The sequence below is a fragment of the Streptomyces sp. NPDC046335 genome (genome assembly GCF_055587985.1).
Window position 1 is genome coordinate 336,733 of record NZ_JBVJFF010000002.1, and the last position, 22,602, is coordinate 359,334.

The 22,602-nt window shown below is 72.8% G+C and carries 18 protein-coding genes; 12 read left to right on the forward strand and 6 right to left on the reverse strand.

Annotated features, from left to right (window positions below):
• Positions 1 to 31 precede the first annotated feature (31 nt).
• From ACZ6JY_RS05325 to ACZ6JY_RS05335, 3 genes are all read left to right on the forward strand, one after another.
• The gene (locus tag ACZ6JY_RS05325; RefSeq protein ID WP_469192442.1) at positions 32 to 397 is read left to right on the forward strand and encodes a PH domain-containing protein; all 366 of its coding nucleotides are present in this window, start codon (positions 32 to 34) and stop codon (positions 395 to 397) included.
• Between the two features lie 143 nt (positions 398 to 540).
• Positions 541 to 1,692, forward strand: a complete 1,152-nt coding sequence (locus ACZ6JY_RS05330; protein WP_469192444.1) for an abortive phage infection protein — start codon at positions 541 to 543, stop codon at positions 1,690 to 1,692.
• 113 nt (positions 1,693 to 1,805) lie between these two features.
• A complete protein-coding gene (locus tag ACZ6JY_RS05335; RefSeq protein WP_469192446.1) occupies positions 1,806 to 2,786 on the forward strand; it encodes an SGNH/GDSL hydrolase family protein in 981 nt (326 codons plus the stop codon).
• Positions 2,787 to 2,804: 18 nt separating this feature from the next.
• Here the strand turns inward: ACZ6JY_RS05335 and ACZ6JY_RS05340 are convergent, their stop codons facing one another.
• The gene (locus ACZ6JY_RS05340; RefSeq protein WP_469192448.1) at positions 2,805 to 4,814 is read right to left on the reverse strand and encodes a hypothetical protein; all 2,010 of its coding nucleotides are present in this window, start codon (positions 4,812 to 4,814) and stop codon (positions 2,805 to 2,807) included.
• Between the two features lie 283 nt (positions 4,815 to 5,097).
• Here ACZ6JY_RS05340 and ACZ6JY_RS05345 point away from each other — a divergent pair, with 283 nt between their 5' ends.
• The gene (locus ACZ6JY_RS05345) at positions 5,098 to 5,457 is read left to right on the forward strand and encodes a DUF7144 family membrane protein (protein WP_469193006.1); all 360 of its coding nucleotides are present in this window, start codon (positions 5,098 to 5,100) and stop codon (positions 5,455 to 5,457) included.
• A 16-nt stretch (positions 5,458 to 5,473) separates the two neighbouring features.
• Here the strand turns inward: ACZ6JY_RS05345 and ACZ6JY_RS05350 are convergent, their stop codons facing one another.
• Positions 5,474 to 6,382, reverse strand: a complete 909-nt coding sequence (locus ACZ6JY_RS05350) for a LysR family transcriptional regulator (RefSeq protein WP_469192450.1) — start codon at positions 6,380 to 6,382, stop codon at positions 5,474 to 5,476.
• 152 nt (positions 6,383 to 6,534) lie between these two features.
• Between ACZ6JY_RS05350 and ACZ6JY_RS05355 the strand changes: the two genes are divergently transcribed.
• Together ACZ6JY_RS05355 and ACZ6JY_RS05360 are read left to right on the forward strand one after the other, a co-directional pair.
• Entirely contained in the window at positions 6,535 to 7,839 is a 1,305-nt protein-coding gene (locus ACZ6JY_RS05355; protein WP_469192452.1) for an SGNH/GDSL hydrolase family protein, read from the forward strand.
• Between the two features lie 56 nt (positions 7,840 to 7,895).
• Positions 7,896 to 9,281 carry an MFS transporter gene (locus tag ACZ6JY_RS05360; RefSeq protein WP_469193007.1) on the forward strand — a complete coding sequence of 462 codons (1,386 nt, stop codon included), beginning with the start codon at positions 7,896 to 7,898 and terminating at the stop codon, positions 9,279 to 9,281.
• A gap of 46 nt (positions 9,282 to 9,327) precedes the next feature.
• Here ACZ6JY_RS05360 and ACZ6JY_RS05365 read toward each other — a convergent pair whose 3' ends face one another.
• Both ACZ6JY_RS05365 and ACZ6JY_RS05370 read right to left on the reverse strand, forming a co-directional pair.
• Entirely contained in the window at positions 9,328 to 9,729 is a 402-nt protein-coding gene (locus ACZ6JY_RS05365) for a hypothetical protein (protein ID WP_469192453.1), read from the reverse strand.
• 18 nt (positions 9,730 to 9,747) lie between these two features.
• Positions 9,748 to 10,176 carry an SH3 domain-containing protein gene (locus ACZ6JY_RS05370; protein WP_469192455.1) on the reverse strand — a complete coding sequence of 143 codons (429 nt, stop codon included), beginning with the start codon at positions 10,174 to 10,176 and terminating at the stop codon, positions 9,748 to 9,750.
• A gap of 151 nt (positions 10,177 to 10,327) precedes the next feature.
• On the opposite strand from ACZ6JY_RS05370, the gene ACZ6JY_RS05375 reads away from it, so the two are divergent.
• The 3 genes from ACZ6JY_RS05375 to ACZ6JY_RS05385 all read left to right on the forward strand — a co-directional run bounded on the left by ACZ6JY_RS05375 (position 10,328) and on the right by ACZ6JY_RS05385 (position 14,687).
• On the forward strand, positions 10,328 to 11,170 hold the full coding sequence (locus ACZ6JY_RS05375; protein WP_469192457.1) for a hypothetical protein: 843 nt from the start codon (positions 10,328 to 10,330) through the stop codon (positions 11,168 to 11,170).
• 417 nt (positions 11,171 to 11,587) lie between these two features.
• Entirely contained in the window at positions 11,588 to 12,625 is a 1,038-nt protein-coding gene (locus ACZ6JY_RS05380) for an endonuclease/exonuclease/phosphatase family protein (RefSeq protein ID WP_469192459.1), read from the forward strand.
• 28 nt (positions 12,626 to 12,653) lie between these two features.
• Positions 12,654 to 14,687, forward strand: a complete 2,034-nt coding sequence (locus ACZ6JY_RS05385) for an FUSC family protein (protein WP_469192461.1) — start codon at positions 12,654 to 12,656, stop codon at positions 14,685 to 14,687.
• A gap of 54 nt (positions 14,688 to 14,741) precedes the next feature.
• Here the strand turns inward: ACZ6JY_RS05385 and snpA are convergent, their stop codons facing one another.
• Positions 14,742 to 15,407: a snapalysin gene (gene snpA / locus ACZ6JY_RS05390; RefSeq protein WP_469192463.1), complete on the reverse strand. Its 666-nt coding sequence runs from the start codon at positions 15,405 to 15,407 to the stop codon at positions 14,742 to 14,744.
• A gap of 218 nt (positions 15,408 to 15,625) precedes the next feature.
• Between snpA and ACZ6JY_RS05395 the strand changes: the two genes are divergently transcribed.
• The gene (locus ACZ6JY_RS05395; protein WP_469192465.1) at positions 15,626 to 16,627 is read left to right on the forward strand and encodes a LysR family transcriptional regulator; all 1,002 of its coding nucleotides are present in this window, start codon (positions 15,626 to 15,628) and stop codon (positions 16,625 to 16,627) included.
• A 30-nt stretch (positions 16,628 to 16,657) separates the two neighbouring features.
• On the opposite strand, the gene ACZ6JY_RS05400 is transcribed toward ACZ6JY_RS05395, so the two are convergent.
• Positions 16,658 to 18,751, reverse strand: coding sequence for a PhoX family protein (locus ACZ6JY_RS05400; RefSeq protein ID WP_469192467.1), 2,094 nt, complete (start codon positions 18,749 to 18,751; stop codon positions 16,658 to 16,660).
• 528 nt (positions 18,752 to 19,279) lie between these two features.
• Here ACZ6JY_RS05400 and ACZ6JY_RS05405 point away from each other — a divergent pair.
• Positions 19,280 to 20,803, forward strand: coding sequence for a VWA domain-containing protein (locus ACZ6JY_RS05405; RefSeq protein ID WP_469192469.1), 1,524 nt, complete (start codon positions 19,280 to 19,282; stop codon positions 20,801 to 20,803).
• Between the two features lie 119 nt (positions 20,804 to 20,922).
• Positions 20,923 to 22,557, forward strand: a complete 1,635-nt coding sequence (gene metG, locus ACZ6JY_RS05410; protein WP_469192471.1) for a methionine--tRNA ligase — start codon at positions 20,923 to 20,925, stop codon at positions 22,555 to 22,557.
• The last annotated feature ends 45 nt before the right edge of the window (positions 22,558 to 22,602 follow it).

Sequence of the window (22,602 nt, forward strand, 5' to 3'; positions counted from 1 at the left end):
TACGACGTACTGACGTCCCAGGGGGGCCCACATGGCACTGTTCGGCAACGCTCACACCATCGATCCGGCCGGCGCGCAGCAGGAGTACGGCCGGCTGCTCGGGCACGGCGAGCAGGTGCACGCCGCCTACCTGCTGATACGCGACACCATGCTGTTCACCGACCGCCGGCTGATCATGGTCGACAAGCAGGGCATCACGGGCAAGAAGGTCGAGTACCACTCGATCCCCTACCGCAGCATCACGCACTTCGCGGTGGAGACGGCCGGGCACTTCGACCTCGACGCAGAGCTGAAGATCTGGATCTCCGGCAACGCGACGCCGCTGCAGAAGACGTTCACCAAGGGCGTCAACATCTACGAGGTGCAGGCGATCCTGACCCAGTTCGTCGCCCGCTAGCCGAAACGGGGCGCCAAGCCCCCCGACCCGACCGGCCATGCGTGACGCGCCCTTCGGCCATCGCCCCGTATACCTTCGGCCGTTGGCCGGCCTCCCGCTCCTCGCCACGCTGGTGTTCCGACACCACACCAGCGGGAGGCGCAGTGCGCGGCGAGGCGATCAGCAGGGCCCGGTTCATCGCGGGGGCGGGGGCGGTGGCGGCCGCGGGGGCGCTGGCCGCGCCGGGCCGGGCGGGGGCGGCTCCGGCCGCGGCAGGGGAAGCGGCGGCGAAGGGCCGCCCCGGTCTCACCCACCGCGGCGTCTGCTACGAGGTCGGCGACGGTGAGCACCCCGCGACCGGCTGGTCCGCCCGCCGTATGCGCGCGGACATGCGGACCATCCGCGAGGACCTCCACGCGAGCTCCGTCTCCGTCTTCGGCGCCGGAGTCGAACGCCTCGCCGCCACCGCCTCCGAGGCCGCCGGGCGCGGCCTGCACGTCTGGCTCCAGCCGCGCCTCGCCGACGTCCCGCACCGCGACATCCTCGACCACCTCGCGGAGACCGGACGGCAGGCGGAGCGGCTGCGGCGGCAGGGGGCGAGCGTGTACCTCAGCGTGGGGTGCGAGTTCGTGCTGTTCGTCCCCGGCATCGTGCCGGGCGACAACGCCGTCGAGCGGGTCGAGAACCTCCTGAAGGGCAACTTCGACCCCGAGAAGATGGTCCGTCGTCTCCGTGACTTCATCGGGCGGGCGGCGCGGACCGGCCGTTCCGTCTTCCGCGGCCCGCTCACCTATGGCGCGGCCGACGGCGACGACGTCGACTGGACCCTCTTCGACCTCGTGAGCGTCAACTACTACGGCTACCACCGCGACCGGGCCGGTTACGTCAAGGATCTCGCCCCGTACCGCCGCCACGGCAAGCCGGTGGCGATCACCGAGTGCGGGTCCTGCACGTACGAGGGCGCGCCCCAGGACGGCGGCATGGGCTGGCGCGAGGCCGTGGACTACACCAAGGACCCCCCGGAGATCGTCGCGGGCCTCCGCCGCAGCGAGCGCACGCAGGCCGCGTACCTCATGGACGTCTTCGGCGCCTTCGAGGCCCTGGACCTGCACGCCGCGCTGGTCTACCAGTTCGTCACGCCCGACGAGCCGCACCGCGCCCACGACCCGCGCCACGACCTGGACATGGCGAGCTACGGCATCACCAGGACGGTGTGGAAGCGGCCCGACGACCCGGCGGCCGGCCTGCACGGCGAGCCGAAGGAGGCCTTCCACGCCCTTGCCCGGCACTTCGAGCGGGCGGCGCGGCGGCGCTGAAGTCCGGCCATTCGGCCGCGGAAGGGCCGTATCGGCAGGCGGATGTCTTCCGCCGCCCGCGTGGCTGTGCTTGCCTGGGGGCCATTTCGGCGGTCTGGGGCGGGAGTTGCCGCATGCGCAAGCTGTGGAGCACGGGGGCGCTGGTCGGTGCGCTGGTGGGTGCGCTGTTGCTCGGGGGGTGCGGGGACCCGGGCTCGGGAGGCGACGCCCGGCCGGCCCCCACCCTCCCGGACGCCCCGCCGCCCCCGGCCCTCCCGGACTCCCCGGCCGCCGACGCCCCGAAGAGCACCGCCACCCCGTCACGCAAGTCCCCCTCGCCCGCGACGCGGCAACGCGTCGCGCAGAAGTCCCGGGCGAAACCCCCGAGCGTCCTCTACCTCGGGGACTCCCTCGCCATGGAGAACCAGTCCGACCTCCGCGACCAGCTGAAGACCCGCCTGGGGGCGCGCTACCGCAGCGCGCCCTACTCCGGCACCACCCTCTGCGACTACCTCGAAGGCACCGGCGAGGACTCCCTGGTCCCCGAGAAGGACAAGGCCGCCGCGCTGGTGCGCGAGGAGCGGCCGGACTACGTGGTGCTCCAGTTCTGGGGCAACGCGTGGGGCTACACGCCGTGCATGGACGGCATCACGTACGACGGACAGCGGTCGAAGTACTTCGCCCGCTACCGCGCCGACGCGGCGAGGCTCGCCGCGCAGATCGAGGGCGCCGCCGGGGCGGGGCGTACGCGCGTCGTCTGGGTGCTGCAAGGGCCCGACCCGATGACGCCGGACCGCGTCCGCCGCGTGAACGGCATCTACGAGGCCAGGGCCCGCGCCTCGGGCGGCCTCACCGCCGACGCGGGCCGTGCGGTCGCCCCGGCGTCGTCCCGCTACACCTGGACCGAGACGCTGCCGTGCACGCCGTACGAGAGGCGCACCCCCGGGTTCTGCACCGACCCGGGCCGGGGCCGCACCGCCCTCCACCGGAGCGACGACCCCCTGCACTTCTGCCTGGCCCCGACCACGGCCAAGTCCCGGCCCTGCCCGAAGCGTTCGCCGGGGATACGGCGCATCACCGCGGCGGTCACCAGTGCGGTGGCGAAGGCGTCGTGACACCGCCGCACGGGCTGTTCAGGAGCGTGGCTCGAAGCCCTTGCCGTCGGCCACCGCCACCACCCGCGTCCGCTCCTCGCCCTCCCGGCAGACGACCAGGGCGGTCGCGGACGACGTGTCGGTGAGGAGGTCGCGGGTGCCGGGACAGGGAGTGCGGGCGAGCGAGGTCGAGCCGGTCGTCCGCAGGCCGATGCGGGGTTCCGGGTCCTTGGCGGACCCGACGTCGTCGGCCCTGACCCGCATCGTGGTGAGCAGTCCCGATGCGCCGAGGGCGAGCAGGGTGTCGCGGTGCCCGGCCCGGCCCAGCGGGCCGTCAAGGGCCACCAGGCGGTCGCCGCGCCGGGGCACCACACGGCCGGTCCACGCACCGCTCCGCAGCCCCCACCCGAAGCGGACGCTGTCACCGACGGCCTCCGCGACGCCGTACTTGACCGTGACGGCCGGCCGGAGCGGGGCCTCGGCGGCCGGTACGAGCCGCCAGTCCGACCTGGCGGTGACAGGGTCGCTCGACACGACCCGGCGCTCGGCGTGGGTGGGCCTCTTTCCGCACCGCCACTGCCCCGACACCACGGTCGCCGTGCCGTCGGCCCGTATCCGGTCGATCCGGCCCTCCGAACAGCCCGGGGGCCAGGCGAGCGCCACGTCCCCCGACGAGAAGAGGAGCGGCAGTTCGGGGGTCCGGTAGTCGGGTTCGCCCGGCGGGAAACCGGTGTCCTCGTGGCGCACGGGCAGTTCCACGACGACGTTCCGCGCCCCGCAGCGTTCCGTCAGGAGGGTGCCGGGGTCGTCCGGACCCTCGTAGTCCACGAGGTACGAGCAGCCCTCGCCGCGCGGCGGGCCCTGGGCCAGCGTCTCGACCCCGTCCCTGCGGACGGCCACGACTCCGGCGGCATAACTGGCCAGGTGGGCCTGGGTGGCGTCCGGCAGGGTCACCATTTTCGGCGGTTCCTCGGGCTGCCGGTAGGGCGTGATGAAGCGCCATCCGCCCCGCCCGGGGATCGGCAGCACCGTGGCGCCCCGCTCGCGGCCCGTGTACGCGTCGAGGCCGATCAGCATCGACCCGGCGAGGACGAGGACCGAGCAGCCCTCGCTCACCGCGACCTGCCGCAGGCCGACCCGTTCGGAGCCGCGGAGGGTGAACGTCCAGCGGCGGCTGCCGTCCCGGGGGTCGTGGCCGGTCACCCGTGCCGACCTGCCGTCCTCCTCCAGGACCACCAGCGTGCCGCGCTCGCGCCCCTCGTGCCGGCAGACGCTGAGCGCGGCGGGTCCCGCGAAGCCGCGCCGCCAGGCGATCCTGCCGGGGCGCTCGGGCGCTCCGGGCCCGGCGTTGCTGACGTTCACCTCCCGGGAGCCCTGGTGGAGGCGGTCCGCCGGGACCGGCGTCGAGTCCGCGTACCGCGACCACCAGGGGCCCAGCGCCTCGGTCCGCGCCCGCGTGATCCGCTCGGCGCCGTCCACGGCCCCCACGGAGAGCAGACCGCCGGCCAGGACCCCGGCCGTCCCGTACACCACGAGGCCGCGAAGCCGTGCGCGTACGGCGTCCGGGGGCGCCGTCAGGTCCAGCCAGGGGCGCCACCGCAGGGCCAGGACCAGCGCGGCGGCGGCGACCGGGACCGCCGCGAGGGATACGGCCGTGAGGGCGGCGTGGGGCCAGGCGGTCAGCACGGCGTGCAGTTCGCGGTCGTCGGCACCCCACCACCAGGCGTTGTCCGCCGCCGCGGCCTCGTCCTCCCGGCGGCCGTCGGCGATCTCACGGGACCGGCTCCAGGCGAGGGTGAACACCACTCCCGCGACGGCGGCGGAACCGGCCACGAGCGCGGCTGCCGCGGTCCAGCGACGCCCCACGTAGGGCACCACCTGGCCGCCGGCCAGCAGCGCGGCGGCCCCGAGCAGCAGGAGCCGCGCCCACCACGGCACGGTGCCGAACGCGCCGCCCGTCCGGCCCGACCACCACGGGAACGCGGTGGCCACCGCGAGCGCCACGGCACCGCCGACGAGGGCCGCGTGGCCCCGAGGTCGTTCGCGCATCGCCGCACCCCCCCGGGAGGGAGGTTAAGGGCGAACGGCGGGTTCCGGCCCGGAGCTGCGGCGGACGCCGTCCAGGTGCCCGTCACCCGTTCCGGCTAAGTCCGCTCGCCGCACCCCGTGGGGCCGTCACACGCTGTGGATGCCCGACAGAGAGCGAGGGACGGCCATGAGCAGCGCCACGGCGCACGAGGGCAAGCCGAACCACGGACACGGCCACGGACACGGCCACGAGCACCGGCACGACCCCGCGAGCGACGCCAGTCTGTGGGCCGGGGGCGGGACCATGTTCGCCGGGGTCCTGATGCTGGTGAACGGCGTACTCGGCGTGTTCGAAGGCATCGCCGGCATCGCCAAGGACGACGTCTACGAACGCATCGGCGACTACGTCTACAAGTTCAACCTCGCCACCTGGGGCTGGATCCACCTGATCCTCGGCCTCGTCATCGCCGCCACCGGCTGGGGCATCCTCAAGGGCGCGAGCTGGGCGAAGGCTACCGGCGTCGCGCTGGCCGCGCTCGGCATCGTGGCGCAGTTCCTGTGGCTGCCGTACACGCCGGTCTGGGCGGTCATCTCCATCGCCATCGGCGTCTTCGTCATCTGGGCGCTCTGCACGGACGCCTTCGGGCAGACCGCCGGGCCCTGACGCGTGCGGAGGGGGCTCAGAACGCCGCAGGGCCCCCGTTCGCCGCCACCACGTCGCGGACCGCCCCGGCGAACGCCTCCGAGCGGGCGTTCGTGCCCGCCGTGCGCCAGAGCAGGGCCACATCGGCGGACGCCACGTCCCGCAGCGGTACGAACGTGACGTCCGGGCGGGCGTAGTAGCGCTCCACCGACGCCACCACCGGGGAGATCCCCCGGCCCGCGGCCACCAGCGTCATCAGCTCCTGGAAGCTGGCCACCGCCTGCCCCCGGTGGATCTCGCGTCCGCTCGGTGTGCGGGGCGGCACGTGGAAGTCCCACCAGTACGCCGGAGCGCCGTTCACCACCCCGAAGAACGTCTCGCCCGCCAGCTCCTCCAGGGACACCGACGTCCGCCCGGCGAGGGGGTGGCCCACCGGCATGGCCAGCAGGCGGGGCTCGTTGATGACGACGGGGCCGACCGTCAGGTCCGGCTCCTCGACCGGCAGGCACGTGAAGAGCAGGTCGATGTCGCCGCCGCGCAGCGCGCCCAGCGGGTCCTGGAACTGCGTCTCGCGCATCCGCACCTCGCACCCGGGGCACCGCTCACGGAACGCCGCGAGGATCGCCCCGGTCAGCGAACCCGCGCCCGAGCCGAGGAAGCCGACGGACAGCTCGCCCACGACGCCCCGCGCGGCGTCCCTCGCGCGGGCCACCGCCGCCTCCATCTCCTTGTGCAGCGGCGCGATGTCCTCGTACAACCGCCGCCCCAGCGGTGAGAGGCGGACCACCCGGCTGGTGCGCTCGAAGAGCGGGGCGCCGATCTTGCGCTCCAGCTTCTTCACGGTCTGGCTGACCCGCGCCTGGGAGAGCAGCAGCCGCTCGGCCGTGCGGCCGAAATGCAGCTCCTCGGACAGCGTCAAGAACGTCTCCAGCTCCTGGCGTTCCACCACATACCCCCTGTGACCTGCATCGATAAGCGTAAGTGCGTTGATCGTTGCACGGATCGCCGTTGATGCCCCCGCGCGTTCGGCGGATCTTTGAGGAGTCGGGACGGCAGCCGCCGGATCCGGCACACTCCCTCAACTCCCCGGAGCCCACGATGATTTCGCGTGCCCGCACCACCGTCCTCGCCACCGCGTCGGCCCTCGCCCTGACCGCCGGACTCGCCCTCACCGGCGCCCACGCCGCCACCGACGGCGCCGCCACCGGCCGCGCCGCCGCTTCCGCCGACCGCGCGGACAAGGGGCCCGCCTGGACCGCCGCCTGGGCCGCGTCGCCGCAGCGGCCCAGCACCGGGTTCAAGCCCAACTGGTCGGAGGACGGCTTCAGCGGCCAGACCCTGCGCCAGGTCATACGCGTCACCGAGGGCGGCGACAGAGCCCGCATCCGGCTCTCCAACGCCTACGGGGCCTCGCCGCTCCGCATCGAGGGCGCCACCGTCGCGCGTACGGCGAAGGGGGCGTCGGTGGAGAAGGGCTCGGTGCGGCGGCTCACCTTCGGCGGCAAGCGGTCGGTGACGATACCGGCGCACGGACAGCTCTCCAGCGACGCGGCCGGGCTGCGGCTCGACCCCTTCGAGTCCGTCACCGTCACCCTGCACCTGGCGGGCACGACCGGGCCCGCCACCTTCCACTCCCAGTCCTTCGCCACCAGCTACCGCGCGGACGGCGAGCACACCGCCGACACCGGGGCCAAGGCCTTCGGCGACTCCACGGAGTCCTGGTACTACCTCTCCGGCGTCGACGTGAGCGGCTCCGAGCCCGCGAAGCGGGACGGCATCGCCCTCTTCGGGGACTCCATCACCGACGGGTTCGCCTCCACCACCGACCGCGACCGCCGCTGGCCTGACGCCCTCGCCGAACGGCTCGACGAGGCGGGTGACCAGCGGCCCGTGCTCAACGCCGGCATCGGCGGCAACCTGGTGCTCAACGACTCGGCCTGGTACGGGGAGAAGAGCGCCAACCGGTTCGCCAGGGACGCCCTGAACCAGCCCGGCGTCGGCACGGTCGTCGTCCTCGAAGGCGTCAACGACATCGGCTTCAGCGAGAGCGACACGCCGACCTACAAGCCCGCCCCCGTCGTGTCCGCGCGCGAACTCATCAACGGCCACCGGAAGCTGATCCGGCTCGCCCGCGCCGAGGGCGTCAAGGTCGTCGGCGCCACACTGCTGCCGCTCGGCGGCTCCGACCACTACGGGAAGCACGCCGCCGCGGTCAGCGACGAGTTCAACGAGTGGGTCCGCACCTCGGGCGAGTACGACGCCTACGTCGACTTCGACAAGGCGCTCGCCGACCCCAGGAACCCGGAGCGGCTCGCCCCCGCGTACGACAGCGGCGACCACCTGCACCCGAACGACGCCGGGTACCGCGCCATGGCCGACGCGGTCGAGCTGGACGCGCTGTGAGCGGCATCGGCATCGGCATCGACACCGACGCCCCCGCCCGTCCGGCCACGGCGGCCATGTCCCGGCGGCAGAAGGCGGTCCTCGCCCTGCTCCTCGGCTCCCAGTTCATGGTCGCCGTCGACTTCTCCGTCCTGAACGTCGCACTTCCGGTGGTCGGCGAAGGGCTCGGCTTCCCGCTCGCCCGGCTCCAGTGGATCGCCACCGCGTTCGCGCTGGCCGCGGCGGGGTTCACGCTCCTGTTCGGCAGGGTGGCCGACCTGTTCGGGCGCAAGCGCGTCTTCATCGGCGGCATGGCGGTCCTCGGCCTCTCGTCCGCACTCGGCGGCCTCGCCACCACCCCCGAGGTGCTGCTCACCGCACGGGTGCTCCAAGGGCTCGCGACCGCGGCGGTCACCCCGGCGGGGCTCGCGCTGCTCACCACGGCGTTCCGCGAGGGGCCCCAGCGGGACCGGGCGCTCGGGCTCAACGGGGCGCTCATGTCGGCCGGGTTCACCGCCGGCGCGCTGCTCGGCGGGCTCCTCACCGGCCTGCTCTCCTGGCGCTGGGCGTTCTTCGTCAACGTGCCGGTCGCGGCGGCCGTGGTCGCCCTCGCGCCGCGGCTCCTCACCGACTCGCGCATCGTATGCAGGCACCGCCTCGACGTGCCGGGCGCGGTGACGGTGACGGGCGGGCTCCTCGCCCTGGTGTACGGCCTGACGCGGGCGGGCGGGAGCGGCTGGGCGGACCCGGTGGCCCTGACGGCGCTGGCCTCGGGCGCGGCCCTGCTCATCGCCTTCCGGTCCGTGGAGCGGCGCTCGGCGGCGCCCCTGGTCCCCGTACGCATCATGCGGCGCCGCAGCGTCGTGTGGGGCAACGCCGCCGGTCTCGTCGCCTTCGCCACGGAGACGTCACTGGTCTTCCTGATGACGCTGTACCTCCAGGAAGTCCTCGGGTACTCCGCCCTCGCCACCGGTCTGGCGTTCGGCGTGCTCGGCCTCGGCACCGTGCTCGGCGGGACGCTCGGCGGCCGGGCGGTGAGCCGCTTCGGGAGCAGGGCCGCGATCCTCGGCGGCGGCGCCGTCCAGGCGCTCGCCACGGCCTCCCTGGTGCTGCTCGGCACCTCGGGGGACTGGATCTGGCTGGTCCTCGCGGCGACCTTCGTCGGCGGTGCCGGCAACATGCTGCTGATCGTCGGCTTCATGGTCACCGCCACGTCGGGCCTGCCGGACTCGGAGCAGGGCCTGGCCACCGGGCTCGCCACGATGACCCAGCAGGTCGGCATCACGCTCGGCATTCCGGTCATGAGCGCGGTGGTGGCGGCGCGGACAGGGCCCGGCGCCGGCCCGGAGGCGGTGCTCGCGGGGGTGAGCACCGCGGTCCTGGTCAACGCCGGGCTCGTGCTCGCCGGGTCGCTGCTCGCCGCGCACCTGCTCGGCCGGGGCGCGGGCCGCGCTCGTCCCTGACGCGGCCGGCGCCCCGGCGGGCACTTCAAGGGTTTTCAGGGGTGTTTCAGGGGCACTTCACGTCACTGGCCGTGCAGTAGCGGTAGTAGGTCATCACGAACGTTCCCGCCGCGGCCGCGAGCGACACCGCGGTGCAGGCCAGCACGCTCTTCCCGCTCTGGTTGTACAGGAAGCCCAGTGACACCCCGGTGAGCACCGCCCACGACAGGGCGCGCAGCCCGACGGGCAGCTTCTTGCCCACCCGGTGCAGGGCCATGACCAAGACGGCGAGCACGAGTCCCGACACGACGCCGAGAAGGACCTTGCCCGCGGTGACCGGTCCGCCGTGGATGCGGTTGGTCGCGGTCCAGAAGCCGTACGCGATGCCCAGGAGCAGCGGCAGGGCCCAGGCCGAGGCCGAGGCGGACCGCGAGGCGGGCGCGTGGTGGAGGGGGGCGGCATGTGCCATGACGGTTCCCTTCTGGGGTCAGCGCCTGCTGTAGGCGCACGGTTCGTGGCAGTCCCGGTCCTTCCACCGCGGGCACGGGTCCTCGGAGGAGCAGCTCGGCACATGCCATCCGTGGGTGTCGACGTACGCGGCGCTCGCCCAGCCGCCGACGCCGGTCAGCCAGTACCAGACGGAGTCGCCGTGGACGACGGTCCCGTGGGTGGCGCAGTCGACGCGGTCCTCACTGCCCGCGGGCAGCTTCGCGACGATCCTGCCCTCCGTGCTCGGCTCGTCCCTGATCTTCAGGTCCGGGCCGGGGACGACGGTTCCCCAGATGACGCCGTCGTCGTTATGGGCGGGGGTCACGGCGGTGGCTGAGGCGGTGGCTGAGGCTGTGGCGGTGGCGGCGGAACCCACGGTCAGCAGGACCGCGGCGCCCACCGCGCCCAGAGTCGGTGCGATTCTCATGATCGGCCTCCTCGTCCCCTCATCCAGGTAACACCCGTTCGGCCGAGCCCTCCACCGGAAGCCCTTCCGCCCGGGGAATCGCGCCCGTGGCTTGCCCCATATGCAGTCGTCCCGCTCGCGCCGGGCCCGAGGGGGGCCTTGCCTGGTATGCGTGCCCCGCAGCGTCCGCAGCGCCCTGTCCGCAGTCCTCCTCGTGGTGGCCTGCCTCCTCGTTCCCCTCGGCGCGCTCTCGACCTGGTCGAGGTACGAGATCGGGGACGAGGGCAGCTACGTCGCGACCATGGCGCCGCTCTCCGCCGACCCCGCGGTGCGCACGGCCGTGGGGAACGCGGTCACCGAGGCGGTGATGAAGGAGATCGACGTGGGCCCTTTGCAGGGCACGGTCGAGGCCTTCGTACGCGACGCGGTGGGTTCGTTCACGGAGACGGAGGCGTACGGGACCGCCTGGAACGCGGCGAACCGTGCGGCGCACGACGCCGTGGAGCGGGCCCTCGACGACGACTCCGACGGCGAGGTCTCCATCGACCTCGCGCCCATCACGGAGCGGGTCAAGCAGCAACTGGCCGACGACGGTGTGCCGTTCGCGTCGAAGATCCCGGTACGGCACACCGAGGTCACCATCCTCGACTCCAAGGACCTCGGCCCGATACGGGAGGGCTTCCACATGCTCCAGACAGCCGGCCTCTGGCTCCCCCTGGGGGCGGTGATCCTCGCGGTGGCGGGCATCCTCCTGTCCCTCCACCGCCGCAGGGCGGTCATCGCCACGGCGGTGGGCGCGGCCCTCGCCGCGGCGGCGCTGGCCGCGGCGATCGCCATCACCCGAAGCCTCACCTTGAGGGACCTCCCCTCGGACATCTCCCCCGAGGCGGCGGGCGCGGTCTACGACGCCTTGACGGAATCCCTGTGGGTGACCTCATGGATCATCATGGCAACGGGCACGGCGGTGGCCGCGACCACTTGGTGGCTGACCCGCCCCCACCACACCAAAGCCTGACCACCCCCGTCACACCGCCGGGCCCCACCAGGGGCGCGAGGAACGGCGCGACCAGCCACGACGGCGACGCGCCAAAACAACAACACAGGCCCCCACAAGGGGCGCGGGGAACTGCGCGACCAGCCACATCCGGGCGGCGGCCGAACAACAACCCAGGCCCACCCAGGGGCGCGGGGAACTGCGCGACCAGCCACAACGGGCCCGCAGCAAAAGACCCGCCAAGCCCCCTGCAAGGCCCGCGGGGAACTGCGCGACCAGCCACAACGGGCCCGCGGAAAGGCACCGCCCAAGCCCCAGCAAGGACCCGCGGAAAGGCACCGTCCAAGAAAAACAACGCCCCCCGAAGGAACCGCCCCCCGGCGAGCAACCGTTACTGGGAGAGGACCCCGCAGCGACAACCGACCCGAGAGGCCGGCCTTGGACAGCGAGACCGTCACCCGCGACGCCGAGCCGGCGGAGGCCGACGAGCCCGGCCGGAGGCCGATGGCGCGGGGCAAGGCCGCCCTCGCCGCGCTGCTGCTCGCCGCGGTCACCACGGTCCTCGCCTTCCGCGCGGCGGACTCCGACGGCTTCACCCCGGTCACCCAGACCCTCGCCTTCCTCCCCTGGCTGCTGGCCCCCGCGGCCGCGGCCCTGCTCCTGACGGCCCTGGCCCGATGGCGGACCGGCATGGTGTGGGCGGTCGCGACGCTCGCCGGAGTCGCCTGGTACATGGAGCCGTACGGCCACACGGACGCCCCCAAGGGCCCCGCCGTCGCGGAGCTGCGCGTCCTGACGTCGAACGTGGAGTTCGGCAAGGGCACCCCCGGCCTGGTCGAAGCGGTCCGCGCCGAAGACCCCGACCTGCTCTTCGTGGAGGAGTGCGACCCCGCCTGCTCCGCCCTGCTCCACAAGGAGCTGCCCCGCACCGACTACCCCTACCGCGAGTCGGTGAAGGCGTACGGCGCGGAAGGTTCCGTCATCCTCGCCAAGGTCCCGCTGAAACCGGCGAAGGGCATCCCCGGCACCCTCGGCATGCCGGGAGCCGTGGCCGAGGTGAAGGGCCACAAGGTGCGGGTCCAGCTCGTCCACCCGATGCCACCGTTGACCAAGGGAGTGGGCCTGTGGCGCGAGGAGCTCGGCAGGATCAGGGACTACGCCGCCGCGGGCGACGGCCGGCCCACCATCATCGCGGGCGACTTCAACGCCACGCAGGACCACGCCGCGTTCCGCTCCGTCCTGGACGCGGGGCTCCGCGACGCCGCCCGCCTCGACGGCACGTCGCGCGCCCCGAGCTGGCCCGCCGCCGCGCCCGCACCGCTGGGCGCCCAGATCGACCACGTACTCGCGACCCCGGACTTCTCGGCACGTGACGCCCGCTTCCTGGAGATCGACGACACGGACCACCGGGCCCTGGCGGTGACCCTGACACTGCACCGCCCCGAGACCGAAGCCGCCGAAGGCCCCGCCCAGTAAAGCCCCGCATACCGGTGATACTGGACGCATGCCACGTGAGACCCCCGCCGCCCCACCGGAACCGGAATCACGCGGATCGCGCACAGCACGCGGCCTCCAGCGCCCCCTCTCCCCGCCCGACTGGCTGGTGAGGTCGCTCAGGCCGCAGTCCGCGCCCATCCCCTGGGCGGCCGTCGCCCGCGCCTCCCTGGCGATGTCGCTGCCGCTCGCCGTCGGCATCGTCGCGGGACAGCCCACGTACGGGGCGCTCGCCTCGATGGGCGCGCTCTCGGGCGTCATCGGCGACACCGCCGACGCCTACCGCATGCGCATCCTCAACATCGCCGTGCCGCAGCTCTTCGGCGCCCTCGGCGTCACCCTCGGCTCGCTCGTCTTCGGCCACGGCTGGGTCGCGGTCGGCGCGGTCACCCTCGTCGCGCTCGTCTCCGGGATGATGTCGACGATCGGCGCCGTCGCCTCCGTCTCCGGGCTGCTCCTGCTGCTCAACTCCGTGGTCGGCGCCGGGCTGCCGATGCCCGGCGAGTGGTGGCTCGCCCCGGCCCTGATGACCGGTGGCGGCCTCCTCGTCCTGCTCCTCGCCCTGCTCGCCTGGCCGCTGCGGTCCGGCGTCCCCGAGCGCGCCGCGGTCGCCGACTCCTACCTCTCCGTGGCCGCGCTCCTGGAGGCCGCGGGCACCGACGCCTACGACGACGCCCGAAGCGCCGTCACCGTCTCCCTCAACCAGAGTTACGACCTCGTCCTCGCCCGCCGCGCCCTCGACCACGGCCGCAACGCGGAACTGGTGCGGCTCGTCGCCCAGTTGAACGCCCTCACCCCCGTCGTCGAGGCCGCCCCCGCCGTCCACCAGTGGGCCCGCCACGCCTGCGTACGCCTGCCCGCCGAGGTTCCGGCGGCCGTGCGCGCCCTCGCGGAGGCGGTGTGGCGCGGCGGCGGTGAGGGTCCGGAGAGACACGGCGCCCCGGCCCCACCGGAACTCGCCGAGCCGCTGGACCACGCGTCCCGGGCCCTCGACCACGCCGTACGGCACGCGGCGGAGACGCTCAGCGACCCCGACCCGCTCGGCGTCATCGGGGCCGACGACCGCCTCGGCCGCCCCGCCGCGCTGCGCGTCCGCGCCCGCCGCGCCACCCGTAACGTCATCCTCTCCGGGGCGTCCTGGCGCTACGGACTGCGGCTCGCGCTCTGCATCGGCATCGCGCAGTCCCTGGTCTCGCTGATCGACGTACCCAGGTCGTACTGGGTGGCGCTCACCGTCACGTTCGTCCTCAAGCCCGACTTCGGCTCGGTCTTCTCGCGCGCCGTCCTGCGCGCCATCGGCACGGCCGCGGGCCTGGTCGTCGCCGCCGTCGTGCTCAGCGAGGTGCCGCACGGCTGGTGGGACGTGCCGGTGATGCTGCTGCTCGCCCCGCTCATCCCGGCCCTGACCACCCGTGGCTACGGCCACCAGACGGCGGCCATCACCCCCGTCATCCTGCTGCTCTCCGACATCCTCAACCACCAGGGCCTCGGCCTGGTCGTGCCGCGGCTCGTCGACAGCCTGATCGGCTGCGCCATCGCGCTCGTCGCGGGCTATCTGCTCTGGCCGGAGAGCTGGGGCACGCGGATCGGCGACCGGCTCGCGGACGCCGTCGCCGACACGGCCCAGTACGTGGAGTGCGTCTTCGGCGCCCACGAGGACCCGGCCGCCAGGGCCCGCATGCGCCGCCGCCTCTACCGCGACCTGTCCGCCATCCGCTCCGAGTTCCAGCGCGCCCTGACCGAGCCGCCGCCGACCGGTACGCGCGCCGCCGCCTGGTGGCCCCTGGCCGTCGCGGTGGAACGCATCCTGGACGCCACGACCGCCGCGCGCGTCCGCATCCGGCACGGCGCTGACGAGCCCACCGCCGAGGAGATCGCCGAGGTCGTCGCGGAGCTGCGGGAGCTCGCGCAGGGTCTGCGCGCCTCGGCGCACCTCATGGAGGTGCGGACCGGTTTCACCGTGGGGCCCAAGGAGAGCGTCCTCGAACCCCTGCGGCAAGAGGTGGGGGCCGCGCGGGCCATCGCGTCGCCGAAGACGACGTGAAGGAAGCGGCCCGCACGGCCCCCCGAGAGCCCCGAGGCTCTACCGACTGGTCACTCAGTGGTCGGCGTTGACCTTGTGCAACGCCTTGGCGAGGCCGTTCGCCCAGAGCTGGTCGACCTTGGCCCGCTCGGTGGCGTCCGGCTGCGCGTTGGTGCACGACGGTCCGGGGCCGCCGCCCGACATGAGCTGGCTGCACGGGCCGTCGTAGGTGTCGGGCAGGCCGAGCACGTGCCCCGTCTCGTGGGTGGTGACGCGCGTCGAGTCGTACTCCTCGTTCTGCGCGTAGTCCAGGAAGACGTAGCCGTTGCCGTGGCCGTCGCTGCTCGCGTACGAGCCGCGCGGGTCGTTGCCCTCGCGGTACTCGAAGCTCGCGCCGGAGGTGCCCGCCTGGAGCTTCACGTTGGAGACCGCGCTGTTCCAGATGGACGTGCTGCTGGCTATCTGCGAGGCGAAGGTGGGAGCTCCGGAGGCGTCGTAGACGACGGTCACGGACTTCGCGCCGGGGTTGGCCGCGCGCTTCTCGGCGACCGCCTCCACGACGGCCTCGAAGAACGCCGCGTTGTTCTTGGCCTCGGCCTTCGAGCCCTCGTACGCGGCCCAGGACGAGGCGGCGGGCGCGGCGGCCGTGGGGGCGGCGGGCGCGGCGGCCGCCGAGGTCACGCCGAGACCGGCGACGGTGAGTCCGAGGACGGCGGCGACAGAGAGGTAACGCTTGTTCATGTGTGGGGGGCTCCCTACTCGTTCCACGACCGTGGGGGGTCGGTGAAAGGTGAACGGTTCGGTGGCTGTGAGTCTCGGGGAGCATGTGGCGCACGGGGATGATGGCAATGCCCGATAGCCCGGAGCTATCGCCCCGCCCCCGCCTGCCCGGAACGGCTCGTTCTCGTGGGGTTTGGGTATCTGGTGCGGCGGCCGTAGCGCCTCTACGCTCATCGACCATGGAGCTCGAGGTCCGGCACCTCCGTGCGCTGTGCGCCATCGCCGACAGCGGCAGCCTGCACAAGGCCGCCCGCCAGCTCGGCATGAGCCAGCCGTCGTTGACGACCCAGTTGCGCCGCATCGAGCACGCGCTCGGCGGCCAGCTCTTCGCCCGCGAGCGCACCGGCTGCCGCCCGACACCGCTCGGCCGTGTGCTCCTCAGCCGCGCCCGCCCCCTGGTCGTGGAGATGGACGCCCTGGTCACCGAGACCATGGCCGCGGCCGCCCGCACCACCGAAGGGCCGCGCCTGCGCATAGGTTCCACGGCTAGCCGGGCCATACCGGGCTGGCTGCGCAGGCTGCGCGTGCGGCTGCCGGACACCGAGATCTCGCTCCAGATGGACGTCTCGGCCAACGCGCTGCTGCGCGGGGTGGCCGACGGCCAGCTCGACGTCGCGTTCGTGCACGAGGTGGAGGGCAGCCCGCTGCGGCTGCCGCAGACGCTCCGAAGACGTGTGCTCCTCGACCGCGAGCCGCAGTTCGTCTCCCTCGCCGTGGACCACCCGGCGGCGGAGCATCCGGTCGTCAGCCTCCGCGACCTCGCGGACGACCGCTGGATGGTGGACCCCACGGTGGACGGCGAGTGGGACGGCCTGCGCCGCGTCCTGACCGCGGCCGGTCTGAACCCCCCTGTCCTGCACGGCGACTACCTCACCGCCGCCTCCCTCGTCGCCTCCGGCGAGGTCGTCACCCTCTGCCAGCCCACCTCACGGGGCCGCGCCGACATGGCCGTACGCCCCCTCGACGGCGACCCCCTGGGCGTACGCCTCCTGGTGACCGCGCGCGCCGACGACGAGCTGGACGCGGTCTACGCCGAACTGGAGTCCGCGTACTGGGAGGCCGCCCGGCAGGCCCCCGCCTACTGCGAGTGGCTGCTGCGGGCCGGCGAGACGCGGGCGGCGGTCACCGAGGCCTTGATCCCCCGTACCCCGGTGACCGCCCACCTGCCGGCCTCCGCCTGACGGCCCGTTCGCCCCCCGTCGACGGCCGGCTCAGACGCCGATGTCGCAACCGTCCTCGCGCCAGACCGAGACGACCGAAGGACGGACGATCCTGCCGGGTCCGTCGGGCCAGACGCTCGCGGGCTTCTCGACGGACGCCCCGTCCACCTCGCCCGGGTGCTGCACGGCGACCAGCACGCGCCGGTCCTGGATGAGCGGACCGCAGGTCTCCGCACCGGTCGGCATCGTCATGAACTGCTTGAGCTCACCGCGCCGGCTGCCGCGCGTCGCGACGCCGAAGAGACCGTCGTGGGAGCCGAGCTGGTTGCCGTCGGTGGAGAGCCACAGGTTGCCGTGCGGGTCGAAGGCGACGTTGTCCGGGCAGGAGATGGGGGAGACCCGGTCCTTGGGGAAGCCCGCGAAGTACGTCGAGGGGTCCTCCGGGTCACCGGCGACCAGGAACAGCGACCAGCCGAAGGACAGCGCGTCCGCGCGGTTGCGGCGCTCGGTCAGCTCCAGGACCTGCCCGTGCTTGTTCAGGTTGCGCGGGTTGGCCTCGTCGGCACCGGCCTTGCCCGCCTTGCCGCGGTCGGAGTTGTTCGTGAGGGCCACGTAGACCTTGCCGGTGTGCGGCGAGGGCTCGATGTCCTCGGGGCGGTCCATCTTGGTCGCCCCGACCTTGTCACCGGCGAGGCGCGTGAAGAGGTAGACCTCGTCGGCGGTCATGCCCTTGACGTGGCTGACGGCCTTGCCGCCGGGCCCCGCGGTGGCGAGCGGAATCCACGTACCGCTGCCGTCGAACTCGCCGTCGTCGGGGAGGGTGCCCTTCCCGTCGATCTCGCCCGCCGGGGAGTCGCCGGTCAGCTTGGCGACGTACAGCGTCCCCTCGTCCAGCAGTCCGAGGTTGTGCTCGTGGGCGGCGCGGGACGTGCCCTTGGCGACGCGCTTGCTGCTGACGAACTTGTAGAAGTAGTCGAACTTCTCGTCGTCACCCATGTAGACGACCGGACGGCCGTCGTGCGTGAGGCGCGGCTGCGCGGCCTCGTGCTTGAAGCGGCCGAGCGCGGTGCGCTTGCGCGGGGTCGAGTCGGGGTCGTACGGGTCGAGCTCGACGACCCAGCCGAAGCGGTTGGCCTCGTTGGGCTCCTTGGCGAGGTCGAAGCGGTCGTCGAACCGCTCCCACTTGCGCTCGGAGGCACCACCGACGACGCCGTAGCGCTTGAGGCGCGCGGCGGTCGTCGGGTCGCTGACCTTCTCGGCGTTGGCGAAGTACTGGTTGAAGTTCTCCTCGCCGTGCAGCGTGGTACCCCACGGGGTGGTGCCGCCGGAGCAGTTGTTCAGCGTGCCGAGGACGGTGGTGCCGCGCGGGTCGGCCTTGGTGCGGACGAGCGGGCTGCCCGCGACGGGACCGGAGAGCCGGAACCGGCTGGTGGCGGTGAGCCGCCGGTTGAGGTGGTGCCGGGGAACGGCGGACAGCCTGCCCTTCCGCCGCTCCTCCTCGACCACGACGACGGAGAGACCGTGGGCAGCCCAGGCGATCTCGACCTGCTCGCGGGTGGGGTTCTCGGGGTCGTACCCCTTGAACATCAGGATCTCGTCCGTGTACTCGTGATTGGCCACGAGGACCTGGCGGTTGTGCTCGCGGCGCAGCGGCAGCAGGCTCAGGAAGTCGTTGTTGTAGCCGAACTGCCCGGCCTGAGCCTTGGCGCTCTGCCGGTCCGGGTCGAAGGCGGGGGCGCCGCGCAGGATGGGCTCGCCCCAGCGGATGACGACGTTCTGCTCGTAGCCGCCGGGGATGGTGACGGTGTCGGCGGTGTTCGGCGCGACGGGCGCGAAGCGGAGGCCGCGCGCCGCCTTGGACCCGCCCTTCCCCTTACGTCCGGCCGGCACGGCCGCGGCGGCCCGGCCGGCCCCCGGGTCGGCTATGACCGCGCCGCCCGCGGCGGCGGCGACCGTGACGACGGCGGTGGCGCGCATCATGGAACGGCGGCTGAGGGCACCGGCGATGACGTCGCCTACGTAGGCGTTGTCGCTGGTGTTGGGCACCTCTTGGAAGCAGGCGTCACCGCAGCGGAAACGGCAGGTCAGGGCGGAACGGCCGCCGCTCCCCTGATGCGAGGTGACGATCGGCAGCAGTTTCGGCACGGTTCCTCCGTCGTGATGTCACTTACGTCTCTGGTACGTCTGTGGCTTGATTCCGCCGTGACGTTATGTGTGGAGATCGGCAGGGCGGCGGCCGGAGGGTGAACGGCGGGTGAATCCGTGGCGCACGGCGAGAAGTTGGCGCGGGGCTCCGGGGCGGCGGCCCGGGCGGGTGACGCCGGGTGACCCTGCCCAAGATCACCCCGGGCGGCGGCTAACCTTACGTGTCCGCCCTGGCCAGGGATTTTCGGGAATCAACTCACGCGAAGGGTTGCGCACATGGGCATTCTGAACCGCCTGCGGAACGCGTTCGGACGGACACGCAAGCTGGAACCGGCGTCCGATGGTGCGCCGGACACCGCGGAGGCTTCCCAGCCTGTGAGCGTGCCGTCACCGTCTCCGGAACCGCCTGCGCGCTCCGGGCCCGCCATCCCCTCCCCGAGCTCGGAGCCGTCGCCCTCACAGCCCGAGGAGGCAACCACCCCCTCCCCAAGTCCGGAGCCGTCGTCCTCGCACCCCGAGGAGGCCACCATGCCCTCCCCGAGCCCGGAGCCGTCCCCGTACCCGGCGGACGATCTCGTGGCAGCGGCCTTCGACAACGTGACGGTGCCCCCGGCGAGGCAGGCCGAGCCCCCTTCCCCGGAGCCGAAGCCTGCCCCGGAGGCGGAGCCCGAGCCGAAGCCCACCCCGGAGGCGGAAGCGGAGCCCCAGCCGGAGCCGGCACCGGACGTTGTGCCCACCCGTCCCGCCGTGCGGGACGCCTGCCCACAACGGGAGCAGACGGAGTCGGAGCCCGCGGCTGAGCCGGCCGCCGCCCCTGCGGAGGCGAAGGCAGAAGCCGAAGTGGAGGCGGGAGCGGTAGCTGAGGCGGAGGCGGGAGCTGAGGCGGACGCGAAGGCGGGAGCTGAGGCGGAGGCTGAGGCGGACGCGAAGGCCGAGGCGAAGACGGAGCCCGAGCCGGCAGCCGCTCCCGCTGTGGGCAATCGTCCCGCTGGGCGGGACGGGTGGGCACAGCCCGAAGCTGCCGCGAGCGATGAAGCGACGGCACCCCCGGCAGAGCCGGAAGCAGCGGCACAGCCGGAGATCCCTGCCGATCCGGAAGCCACGGCACCCCCGGCGGAGCCGGAAGCAGCGGCACAGCCAGAGATCCCCGCCGAGCCGGAAGCAGCAGCTGAGCCCAAGGCCCCCGCTGAACCCAAGGCCCCGGCCGAGCCGGAAGCCACGGCACCCCCGGCGGAGCCGGAAGCCGCCGCACAGAGAGAGGCCCCCGCCGAGCCGGAAGCGACAGCTGAACCCGAGGTCCCCGCCGAGCCGGAAGCCGCGGCGCAGCCGGAGGCCACGGCCGAGCCGGAAGCCGTGGTGGTGGCCCCGGAGGGGTCCGCCGAAGGGAAGCCCGCCCTCTCCGCGGCCAAGGTGAGGGCGAAGGCCCCCGCCCTGGCAACCCCGTACAAAGCCGCCGCCGCAGCCCTGAAGAAGCGGAACCTCACAGGCGTGCGGGCCCCCATCTACCTCGTACTGGACCGCAGCGGCAGCATGCGCCCGTACTACAAGGACGGCTCCGCCCAGAGCCTCGGCGAACAGGTCCTCGCCCTGGCCGCCCACACGGACCCCGAGGCCACGGTCCACGTCGTCTTCTTCTCGACGGACATCGACGGCACCGGCACCCTCACCCTCCCCGACCACGAGAACCGCGTGGACGAGCTGCACGCGGCGGCCGGCCGCATGGGCCGCACGAGCTACCACCGGGCGATCGAAGAGGTGGTGGCCCACTACGAGAAGTCCGACCACGCCCGGTCGAACACACCCGCCCTCGTGATCTTCCAGACGGACGGCGCCCCCGACACCAAGGGCCCAGCCACCCAGGCCCTGGCGGACGCCACGAAGCACCCGCTCTTCTTCCAGTTCATCGCGTTCGGGGAGCACGACGCGAAGGCGTTCGACTACCTCCGCAAGCTCACCGCCGACAACGCCGCCTTCTTCCACGCGGGCCCGACCCCGCGCGAGCTCACGGACAAGGAGCTGTACGAGGGCCTGCTGGCGAACTGGCGCCCGTAACGAACCCCCACCCACACCCGACGAACCCGGCGGTTCCAGGGGACACGTACCGGAGGCACCCGGTCCACCCCCTGGAATCGAGGTGAGTGGATCTGCACGGGGCCGTTAGGATTTCGACCATGGCGGCCACTGGATCCGAGAAGCAGGGGACGAGCGAAGACGCGAAGGCGTACTACGTCTCGACCCCCATCTACTACGTAAACGACGCTCCTCACCTGGGCCACGCCTACACGACCGTTGCAGGGGACGTGCTCACGCGCTGGCACCGTCAGCGCGGCGAGAAGGTGTGGTACCTCACCGGCACGGACGAGCACGGTCAGAAGATCATGCGCACGGCCGAGGCGAACGACGTCAGCCCCCAGGAGTGGTGCGACAAGCTCGTCACCGAGGCCTGGAAGCCCCTCTGGGAGCACCTGAACATCGCGAACGACGACTTCATCCGTACGACGGAGAAGCGTCACACCGACCGCGTGCAGGAGTTCGTCCAGGATCTCTTCGACAAGGGAGAGATCTACAAGGGCGGCTACGAAGGCCCGTACTGCGTGGGCTGCGAGGAGTACAAACTCCCCGGCGACCTGATCGACGGCGATGCCGACGGCCCGTTCGCGGGCCAGAAGCTCTGTCCGATCCACAAGAAGCCGGTGGAGCTCCTCAAGGAGGAGAACTACTTCTTCAAGCTCAGCGAGTACGGCGACAAGCTCCTCGCCCTGTACGAGGCGAACCCCGGCTTCATCCAGCCGGAGTCGGCCCGCAACGAGGTCGTGAACTTCGTCAAGCAGGGCCTCCAGGACCTCTCGATCTCCCGCTCGACGTTCGACTGGGGCGTGAAGGTCCCGTGGGACGACAAGCACGTCATCTACGTCTGGATCGACGCCCTCCTGAACTACGCCACGGCCGTCGGCTACGGCGCGAACCAGGAGAAGTTCGACGAGACGTTCCCGGCCAATGTGCACCTGGTCGGCAAGGACATCCTGCGCTTCCACGCGGTGATCTGGCCCGCGATGCTGCTGGCGCAGGGCCTGCCGGTGCCCGGCAAGGTCGCGGCCAACGGCTGGCTGATGGTCGGCGGCGAGAAGATGTCCAAGTCGAACCTGACGGGCATCAAGCCGCAGGACCTCACGTCCCACTTCGGCGTGGACGCGTACCGCTGGTACTTCCTGCGCGCGATCGCGTTCGGCAGCGACGGCTCGTTCTCGTGGGAGGACTTCTCCGCCCGCTACACGTCCGAGCTGGCGAACGACTACGGCAACCTCGCCTCGCGCGTGGCCGCCATGGTCGGCAAGTACTTCGGCGGCGCGCTGCCCGAGGCGACCGCCCCCGGCGACGCCGAGCAGGCGGTCCGCGACGGCCTGACGAAGGCGGTCGCCGAGGCCGACCGGAAGATCGGCGAGGAGCTGGACTTCCAGGGCGGCATCCTGGCGATCTTCGACTTCGTGAAGCAGGTCAACGGCTACATCACGGAGCAGGAGCCGTGGAAGGTGGCCAAGGACGCCTCCGACGAGGGCAAGGCCCGCCTGGCGACGATCCTGTACACGGCGGCGGAGTCGCTCCGCGCGATGGCGGTCCTGCTGAACCCCGTCATGCCGGAGACGTCCCAGAAGCTCTGGGACTCACTGGGCGCGGAGCCCGCCCTGGGCCCCCTGTCCGCCCAGCGGGTCCAGTCGGCGGCCACCTGGTCCCAGCTCCCCCCGGGAACAACGGTCACGAAGGGCGCGGTCCTGTTCCCCCGCCTGGAAGAGAAGCCGACGGCATAGCGCAGCGCGCGCCAAGCGGATCGCAAAAAAGTCCCGGCAACACGC

Excerpts from the sequence above, each read along its gene's own strand:
- ACZ6JY_RS05385 (WP_469192461.1), top strand. The coding sequence starts at position 12,654 with ATGCCACGTGAGACCCCCGCCGCCCCACCGGAACCGGAATCACGCGGA.
- ACZ6JY_RS05405 (WP_469192469.1), top strand. The coding sequence starts at position 19,280 with ATGCCCTCCCCGAGCCCGGAGCCGTCCCCGTACCCGGCGGACGATCTC.
- ACZ6JY_RS05335 (WP_469192446.1), top strand. The coding sequence starts at position 1,806 with ATGCGCAAGCTGTGGAGCACGGGGGCGCTGGTCGGTGCGCTGGTGGGT.
- metG (WP_469192471.1), top strand. The coding sequence starts at position 20,923 with ATGGCGGCCACTGGATCCGAGAAGCAGGGGACGAGCGAAGACGCGAAG.
- ACZ6JY_RS05370 (WP_469192455.1), bottom strand. The coding sequence starts at position 10,176 with ATGAGAATCGCACCGACTCTGGGCGCGGTGGGCGCCGCGGTCCTGCTG.
- ACZ6JY_RS05340 (WP_469192448.1), bottom strand. The coding sequence starts at position 4,814 with ATGCGCGAACGACCTCGGGGCCACGCGGCCCTCGTCGGCGGTGCCGTG.
- ACZ6JY_RS05325 (WP_469192442.1), top strand. The coding sequence starts at position 32 with ATGGCACTGTTCGGCAACGCTCACACCATCGATCCGGCCGGCGCGCAG.
- ACZ6JY_RS05360 (WP_469193007.1), top strand. The coding sequence starts at position 7,896 with ATGTCCCGGCGGCAGAAGGCGGTCCTCGCCCTGCTCCTCGGCTCCCAG.
- ACZ6JY_RS05365 (WP_469192453.1), bottom strand. The coding sequence starts at position 9,729 with ATGGCACATGCCGCCCCCCTCCACCACGCGCCCGCCTCGCGGTCCGCC.
- ACZ6JY_RS05355 (WP_469192452.1), top strand. The coding sequence starts at position 6,535 with ATGATTTCGCGTGCCCGCACCACCGTCCTCGCCACCGCGTCGGCCCTC.
- ACZ6JY_RS05345 (WP_469193006.1), top strand. The coding sequence starts at position 5,098 with ATGTTCGCCGGGGTCCTGATGCTGGTGAACGGCGTACTCGGCGTGTTC.
- snpA (WP_469192463.1), bottom strand. The coding sequence starts at position 15,407 with ATGAACAAGCGTTACCTCTCTGTCGCCGCCGTCCTCGGACTCACCGTC.
- ACZ6JY_RS05395 (WP_469192465.1), top strand. The coding sequence starts at position 15,626 with ATGGAGCTCGAGGTCCGGCACCTCCGTGCGCTGTGCGCCATCGCCGAC.